Annotated in this window: 7 protein-coding genes; 2 read left to right on the top strand and 5 right to left on the bottom strand. The window is 71.8% G+C overall.

The window, feature by feature from the left end:
* Together HF577_RS35665 and HF577_RS35660 are read right to left on the bottom strand one after the other, a co-directional pair.
* A partial coding sequence (locus tag HF577_RS35665) for a lipopolysaccharide biosynthesis protein (RefSeq protein WP_211175357.1) occupies positions 1–1,374 on the bottom strand: 1,374 nt, incomplete at its 3' end.
* A gap of 155 nt (positions 1,375–1,529) precedes the next feature.
* Complete coding sequence (locus HF577_RS35660; protein WP_169400417.1) at positions 1,530–3,242, bottom strand: choline dehydrogenase; 1,713 nt, start codon at positions 3,240–3,242, stop codon at positions 1,530–1,532.
* Positions 3,243–3,547: 305 nt separating this feature from the next.
* Between HF577_RS35660 and HF577_RS35655 the strand changes: the two genes are divergently transcribed.
* On the top strand, positions 3,548–4,297 hold the full coding sequence (locus tag HF577_RS35655) for an SDR family NAD(P)-dependent oxidoreductase (protein ID WP_246267911.1): 750 nt from the start codon (positions 3,548–3,550) through the stop codon (positions 4,295–4,297).
* Between the two features lie 24 nt (positions 4,298–4,321).
* On the opposite strand, the gene HF577_RS35650 is transcribed toward HF577_RS35655, so the two are convergent.
* Positions 4,322–5,836 (bottom strand): P-loop ATPase, Sll1717 family, encoded by a 1,515-nt coding sequence (locus HF577_RS35650; protein WP_169400415.1) that lies wholly within the window; start codon positions 5,834–5,836, stop codon positions 4,322–4,324.
* Positions 5,837–5,939: 103 nt separating this feature from the next.
* Positions 5,940–6,542 carry a TetR/AcrR family transcriptional regulator gene (locus tag HF577_RS35645; RefSeq protein WP_169400414.1) on the bottom strand — a complete coding sequence of 201 codons (603 nt, stop codon included), beginning with the start codon at positions 6,540–6,542 and terminating at the stop codon, positions 5,940–5,942.
* Between the two features lie 112 nt (positions 6,543–6,654).
* On the opposite strand from HF577_RS35645, the gene HF577_RS35640 reads away from it, so the two are divergent.
* Positions 6,655–7,416, top strand: coding sequence for a class I SAM-dependent methyltransferase (locus tag HF577_RS35640; RefSeq protein WP_211175358.1), 762 nt, complete (start codon positions 6,655–6,657; stop codon positions 7,414–7,416).
* A gap of 12 nt (positions 7,417–7,428) precedes the next feature.
* On the opposite strand, the gene HF577_RS35635 is transcribed toward HF577_RS35640, so the two are convergent.
* Positions 7,429–8,075, bottom strand: a 647-nt coding sequence (locus tag HF577_RS35635) for a carbonic anhydrase (protein WP_169400412.1), incomplete at its 5' end; no start/stop codon positions are given.

The following is an 8,075-nucleotide window of genomic DNA, read 5'->3' as shown; positions in this document are numbered from 1 at the left end:
CACGGGGGCGGTCGGCGGGTCGTAGAGGGGCGACCTCGCCGGTGTCGCCGACGACCCGTTGACGTGGAGCCCGCGGGTCGCGATCGGGATGGGGAGGGTCTCGGCGTTGATCAGGTCGAGGTCGGGGAGCACGGGTGCGGGCGGGGCGCCCGACGCGGAGCGCGGAGGGCGCTGTGGGCGGAGCCGGCGCACCACCAGGATGACGGCGGCCACCGTCGACTGGCCGGCGAGCAGCGCGATGCCCACACCGGTGAGGCCCAGCCGGGGCATCAGGATCCAGGCGAGCGGGATGACGATGACGGCGATCATCGCCGGGACGCCGAACTGCACGATCCGGCGCTGGCGGACCCTGGCGGCGTTGACCGTGGCGATCGACACGACGTTCGGCACGGCGGACAGCGCACTCAGCGCGAGCAGCGCGGTGCCGGTGGCCGCGTAGTGCTCGCCGAAGATCGAGAGGATCAGCCCGGCCCCCGGGACGATCACGATCACGGCGGGCACCAGCAGGGTGAGCGCCTTCCTGACCATGCCGCGGTAGGCCTCGTCGAGCCCTTGCGGGTCGGCCGACACGTGCGCCACCAGTGACTGGCCCATCCCGTTGGCCACCAGGTACAGCGCGAAGGCGATCTGCCAGGCCACCCCGAACGTGGCGGCGGCGTCCGCGTCGAGGCGCGCCAGCACGAGCAGGGGCAGGCCGAAGTTGACCGACAGCGAGAAGAGGGTGCCTGCCCAGTCGGCGGACACGAACCCGACGACGGTGCGGGCCCGGATCGGCACGGCGTTCGCCGCGGTGGCGATGCCGTGGGCCGGGAGGGCCCGCAGCAGCCATACGGTGACCGCCAGCACGAGCACGGCGGTGGCCACCGCCCAGGAGACGGCGATCGCGGTGAACATCGCGAGCACCGCGCCCACCGCGAGCAGGGCGATCTTCAGCACCGCGAAGACGAGGTTCTCCAGGGGCACGAGCGTCGCCCGCTTGATCGCGGTGAGCACGTAGTCCTGCATGACGAACACCGACCACACGGGGGTGGCGAGCAGGAAGAACGCCAGCAGCGGGCCGGATCCGACGGCCTCGAGCAGGTCGGGCGCCCACCATCCCGCCCCGAGTGCGAACACCCCGCCGGTGACGAGGGCCGCCCCGACCCCCACGGCGTAACAGCTGAGCACCAGCGACCGCGCCGTCCGGCCCGCCACCGGGACGAAGCGCAGCATGGCGTTGCCCAGGTTGAGCTGTGCCGCGCTGCCGAGCAGCGTGAGCGTGGAGACCATCGTGGAGTTCACACCGACGGTGTCGGGAGCGAACAGCCGCGCGGCGGCGACCCAGTAGAGGAGACCGACCGCCGAGGACAGCGCCGAGCTGAGTACCAGTGCCAATCCGTCACGGTGCTGCGGGGACTTCCAGCTCGCCAAGGCATTTCTCATTTGGCGGCGCTCCTCATGGACCGGCACATTAGGGCAGCCGGTCCACCCTGCTCTGATCGCCCCGTGCCCCGCTCGACGCGGCCGTCGCCTGCTCTCCCCATGTCCGGTCAGGCCGGTGCGCGCCCCGTGCCGGCGGGCCGCCGGACCGCGTCCGGACCGGCCACGGTGAGTCGGCCGGGGGCGGTGCCCGGGTACTCCGGCGCGAGTGCCGTGTTGCCGAGGATCATGTCGGCCGCCTTCTCCGCGAGCATCATCACCGGGCCGTAGGTGTTGGCGTTGGTGAGCGACGGCATGACCGCGGCGTCGACGATGCGCAGCCCGTCGAGGCCGCGCACCCGCAGCGTCGAGGGGTCCACGACGGCGCCGTCGTCGGTGCCCATCCGGGCACTGCACGCGAGGTGCAACCCGACCTTCGCGGTGCGGGTCACCCAGCTGATCACCTCGTTGTCGGACCGGACCTCGGGTCCCGGGATGCGCTCGCCCCCGTCGAGGTGCTGGAGTGCCGGCTGCGCGAGCAGCTCGCGCCCGATGCGGACTGCCTCCACCCAGCGCCTGCGGTCCTCCGGTTCGGTCAGGAAGTTTAGGAGGATCGCCGGATGCCGTGCGGGGTCCCGCGACGTGATCTTCACCGACCCTCTGGCCTGCGAGCGCATCACCCCCACGTGCAGCTGGTAGCCGTGCTCGTCGAGCGGAACCGACTGCTCGGTGCTGTTCATCGCCAGCGGCGCGAGCAGGTACATCAGGTCGGGGTGGCTCTCCTCCGGACCGCTCCGGGCGAAGCCGCCGGCCTGCATCGGGTTGCGGCTCCCCGGGCCGCGCCCGAACAGCAGCGCCTCCGCGACCACCCGCGGCCAGTGGACCTTGCGGCGGATGGGGGCCATGGACACCGGCTCCCGGCACAGGTGCTGCAGGTGGACGGCCAGGTGGTCCTGCAGCGACTCGCCCACCCCGGGCAGGTCGTGGACCACCCGGAGACCGAGCGCCTCCAGCTCCCGGGCCGCGCCGATGCCGGAGAGCTGCAGCAGCTGGGGTGAGCCGATCGCTCCGGCGCACAGGATGACCTCGCGGGCGGGCACGACGGTGTCGCCGCCCGTGCCCTGCCGGTACCGCACGCCGACGACGCGGCCGCCCTCGACGTGGAGGCGGGTGACCATCGTCCGGGACCGCACCTCGAGGTTGGGCCGCTTCCGCGCCGGACCGAGGTACGAGCGCGCCGCCGACTCCCGCCGGCCGCGGCGCACGCCCTGGTCCAACGGGGCGAAGCCCTCCTGCTCGGTTCCGTTCAGGTCGGGCAGCAGCTTGTGGCCCGCCTGCTCGGCCGCCGAGAGGAAGGCCTCGAAGATCGGGCCCTCGGCCGGTCCGCGCTGGAGCGTGTGCGGGCCGCCGCGGCCGCGGACGGACTCGTCCACGTCGCTGAGGCAGTTCTCCAGCCTGCGGAAGTAGGGCAGGCAGTGCGCGTAGTCCCACTCGGGTGTGCCGGACTCGACGCCCCACCGGTCGAAGTCGGTGGGGTGGCCCCGCTGGTACATCATCCCGTTGATGGCGCTGGAGCCCCCGATGCCCTTGCCCCGCGGGTGGTGCAGGCGCCGGTTCTGCAGGCCGGGTTCCGGCTCGGACTCGTAGAGCCAGTCGTGGTGCTTGTCGCCGACCGGCATTCCCATGGCGATCGGCAGCTGGATCGGCAGATCCCACCAGTAGTCGGGGCGCCCGGCCTCCAGGAGCAGGACGCGGGTGTTGCCATCGGCGGTGAGGCGGTTCGCCAGCACGCATCCGGCTGTGCCGCCGCCCACGATCACGACATCGAATGGTTTCTGCACCATGGGGAGTTCGCCCTTCGACGGGGGACAGGAGTGACGTATTCGGGGAAACGCTGAAGATCCGTTGGCCTGATGTGGCGGCGACCATAGCGGCCGTGCGGAGCGGCGCTTGATCGAGGACAGTTCTCGCGTCGTAATCTGGGGTGGGGAAGGCGCTCGGGCTGCACGGATCACCAGGTAATCGCGCGTGGAACCGCTCCCGTCACCGGCGTGCGCCGGTTGATCCTGACCGCAGGTCGGCGGGCGAACCGGGCCCGGGCCGCGGGTGATGGCGATGACGACGTCCAGGGGGCGAGCCGATGGGATCGATGACCGGCAGGGCAGGACTGGTGACGGGTGCGGCGAGCGGGATCGGGCGCGCCACGGCGATCAGGGCGGCGCAGGAGGGCGCCCGGGTGGTCGTCTCGGATCTGGAGTTGGCGCGTGAGCCCGGTGAGGAGACCGTGCGGTTGATCCGTGACGCCGGTGGGGAGGCCCACTTCCAGGCCTGCGACGTGTCCCGGGCCGAGGACCAGGACGCGCTGGTGGCGTTCGTTCTGGAGCGGTTCGGCGCGCTGGACTTCGCCCACAACAACGCGGGGATCGGCGGTGGTGGGGAGCTGCTTGCCGATGTCGAGGACGAGGACTTCGACCGGGTCATCGCGGTGAACCTGCGTGGGGTGTTCCTGGGGATGAAGCGCCAGATCCGCCAGATGCTGCGTGGGGGAGGGGGCTCGATCGTCAACACCGCCTCCAACGCCGGGCTGCGCGGAGTGAAGCGCCTCGCGCCCTACACGGCGGCCAAGCACGGCCTGGTGGGCCTCACGAAGAACGCCGCGGTCGAGTACGCCGAGGATCGCATCCGGGTCAACGCCGTCGCGCCTGGGACGATCATGACCGGGTTCGCCCGCGGGGCGACGCCCGAGCGGCTCGCGCAGATCATGAAGCCGCAGGCGATGCAGCGGATCGGCGAGCCGGAGGAGGTCGCTGCCGCGGTGGTCTGGTTGCTGTCGGACGACGCGTCGTTCGTCACCGGCGTGACGCTGCCGGTGGACGCCGGGTCGGTGGCCGGCTGGTGACCCGTCCCCGGGGTTCTCCGCCGGTCAGCCGCCGTGGCGCCGGCACGGGATGTCGGCGTCCACCTCTCTCGTGCCCAGGCAGGCCCGGAACATCGGGTGGATCGCGAACCTGCGCACGTTGCGGACGTCGAGCTGCGGGGCCTGGTGGTGCCCCACGAAGGTGAGTGGGCCGTCGGTGCAGGCGGTGCCCGCCGCGACCTCCGCGGTGAGGAAGCCGATCTTCCAGAGCACGTCGATCAGCGTGTCCTCGTCGTAGTCGGCCAGCCACCGCCGGGCGCGGGCACCGACCGTCACCTCGCCCGTGATGATCTCGAGGCACAGGTACTCGAGACTGCGCCGCTCGAACGTGTGCACCTGGCCCCGGAACGCCTCGAACACGCTGAGCACGTCCGGGTACTGGAATCTCTGCTCGGCGGCGACGTCGTGCGTGCGGCCCCGCGAGTACTCGAACTCCGCGAGCGCGATCGTGTCCATGCGCAGGGGGAGCGGCGACCTGCGCTCGCCTGCCGTGTGGAGGCACTGCGTGCAGAACAGGATCATCTCGCGGGGCCGGTGGAGCGTGCGGTCGACGATGTAGCGGAACGCGTCGTCCCGTCTGGTGCCACGCCCGGCGGCGAACAGGGCGTTCCAGCACTTCTCGTCGGTGGCCTCGGCGAGCCTCGGCAGGGAGTACCTGATCCGCCGGGCGATCAGGCTGCGGAGGTCGGCCTCCGACCACGACACCGACTCGATCAGGTCGCGGTGCTTCTGGGCGTCCTCGTAGAGCGACGGCGTGTTCTCGTAGAGCTCCTGGCGCAGCGAGATGTACATCCGCAGGTTCGCCGACAGCCCGTTGAGCGCGACGCAGGCCTGGAACAGCCCGGAGATGAACGCCTGCGCGTCCTCGGAGGAGTCCCAGCCCTTGTCCAGCTCGTCGATGACGACGACCACCTGCTGGTCCGTCAGCGCCTTCTGCAGGTGGGGTACGAGGTGGCGGATCTCCTCGAGCTTGTAGAGCCGCTCCAGCTCCTTGGTCTTGACCTGCGCCTCGTACGGGCCGATCTTGAAGCCCTCGAGCCGCTTGAGGTAGGAGATGAGCGCCCAGAGCTTCCCCATTCCCGGCTGGCGGTGGTGGTCCCGGACGTACTTCCGGATCGCCGCCTCGGACGCGTTCTTCGACCGCACCTGCTTCTTGCACAGCTCCTTCATCACCAGCACGAGCAGCGTGTACTTCCACGCGGCGGCGTAGGCGCCCTGCTTGGCCCATGAGCCCTGCTCCTCGGTCTGCATGGTGCGTTGGAGCATCTCGTAGGAGTAGTCCTCGGGGGCCAGCTCGATGACCCGTGCGCCGTTGGCCCGGCTGCGCCGGGCGACGATCTGGAAGATGGCGCTCTTGCCGGCGCCGCGGTTGCCGAGGATCACGGTCGTCTCGCCCCGCAGGACGCGCCGGAAGGCGTCGGACTCGAGGAAGTAGTGCTCAAGCCCTCGATCGATGTCGCGCTCGGCGGCGGGTGCGCCGAGGTCGATCGTGTTTTTGTCCTGCGCTGCGACCGTGCCCATGACGAACCTCCTGCTCGTGGACCCGCCACACAGGAGGAGCTGAGACCTGTTCGTGATGCAGCCGTTATCTGATGTCAGTCTTTCGAGTGAACTTCCCGGCTGGTTATCGCTGCGATTCCGGTACGACGCTGGCGAGGACCGTGGCCACGACCTTGCGGATGGCTACGGGCTGGGGCGGGGCGGATTTCCGGTCGGCGAACAGCAGGTGCCCCGCCCCGATCAGCGTGGGGGCGAGCGTGTCGACGTCGGCGTCCGCCGCCACGCGGCCCAGGGTCCGCTCCGCGGTGAGGTAGGAGGCGATCATGGCCGCGGCCTCGGTGAGGGCCGGGACGCCGCCGGTGGGCCTGGCCCGGCGCAGCCGGGCACGCAGGTCGTCGCGGGAGATCACCAGTGCGACGATCGCCACGGCGACCGACTCGAACAGGGTGGTGAGCGCGGCGGTGACGTTGCCGGCGACCGTGCCGGTGCCCGCGGACCCACGCAGCGCGGCCGCCTGGTGCTCGATCCGGTCGATGCGGTTCAGCACGAGCTCGGCGAGGAAGCCGTCGAAGTCGGCGAAGTGCCGGTGCAGCACGCCCTTGGCGCAGCAGGCCTCCGTGGTGACCGCACGGCTGGTGAGAGCGTTCGGCCCGTCCCGGAGCAGGACGCGCTCGGCGGCGTCGAACAGCTGCTCGCGCGCATCGCGGATGTGCACTCCCGTCGGCACCGTGCCCTCGTCCTCTCGTCGAACCCCACCCGTCGATGAGTGGGCATGTGCCCACTAAAGTGGGCACATGCCCACGCTACCGTCCGGGCGGGAGCCGCATCAGCACCGCGCGATGGCCGAGTCCTTCGGGTCCGACCCGGACCGCTACGACAGGACGAGACCCCGCTACCCCGACGCCATGGTGGCGGCGATCGTCGCCGCCAGCCCGGGGCCCGACGTCCTCGACGTCGGCTGCGGCACCGGCATCTCCAGCCGGCAGTTCCGGGCGGCCGGCTGCCGCGTGCTCGGGGTGGACGTCGACGCGCGGATGGCCGGCTTCGCGCGGCGCAGCGGCGTCGAGGTGGAGGTGGCCGCGTTCGAAGCCTGGGATCCGGTGGGCCGCGTGTTCGACGCGGTCGTCGCCGGCCAGACCTGGCACTGGGTGGACCCGGTCGCCGGCGCGGCCGCGGCGGCACGAGTGCTGCGGCCCGGCGGCCGGCTGGCGCCGTTCTGGAACGTGTTCCGGCCCCCGCCCGAGGTGGCGCGGGCCTTCTCCGCGGTGCACCGGAAGGTCATGCCCGGCTCTCCGCTCGATCCGTGGGCGGCGCCCGCCCTCGACGGGTACTCGACGCTCCTGACCAGGGCGGTCGCCGGGATCCGGCAGGTGGACGCGTTCGGCGAACCGGAGCAGTGGCGGTTCGACTGGGAGCGCTCCTACACCCGCGACGAGTGGCTGGACCAGCTGCCCACCGGTGGCGTCGCCGCCCAGTTGTCGGCTACGGAGCTGGAGGAGCTGCTCGCGGGCACCGGCGCCGCCATCGACGCGATGGGAGGCGGCTTCACGATGGGGTACGCCACCGTGGTGCTCGCCGCGGCGCGTACCGGCCCCGCCTGAGCGGGGCAGCTCTCAGCCCAGCAGCTCGATCTTGCCGGAGGCGAGGGTGAGCACTCCGCCGTGGATGGTGAGCTGACCGGCCCGCACCGCCTGTGCCAGCCCGGCGCTCTGGGTGGGCAGGGTGGCCACCACGAGGCGCACGTTGGCCGCGATGACCTCGTGCAGGAACGCCGCGCCGGTAGCGCCGGTCCGGCGCGCCTCGGCCACGGCAGGCTGGATCGGGTCCGTCAGCGGCGCGAACTCCCCGGCGGGCATCTTGCCGTCCGCGACGTCGATCGCCGCCTTGACCGCACCGCAGTCGTCGTGGCCGAGCACGAGCACCACGTCGGTACCGAGCACGGCCTGGGCGTACAGCAGGGACGCCGTCTCCGCGGGGGTGGCGATGTTGCCGGCGACCCGGCAGACGAACAGGTCGCCGATGCCGGCGTCCATGGCGAGCTCGGGTGAGGTCCGGGAGTCCGAGCAACCGAGTACCGCGGCGAAGGGCTGCTGGCTCCCGGTCAGCTGCTGCCGCAGCTCCACGCTCTGGTTCGGGTGCAGCGGCGTACCCGCGACGAACCGGTCATTGCCTTCCTGGAGGCGGCGCAGCGCCTCGTCGGGCGTGGAGGGCCGGGGGAGTACCGGGCCCGGACCCGAGGCCGGTGGTGGGGGCGACGGCG

The sequence above is a fragment of the Pseudonocardia xinjiangensis genome, from assembly GCF_012911925.1.
Lineage (GTDB): Bacteria > Actinomycetota > Actinomycetes > Mycobacteriales > Pseudonocardiaceae > Pseudonocardia > Pseudonocardia xinjiangensis.
The sequence above is the reverse complement of the archived record's forward strand: the minus strand, read 5'-3'. Positions and strand labels throughout refer to the sequence as shown.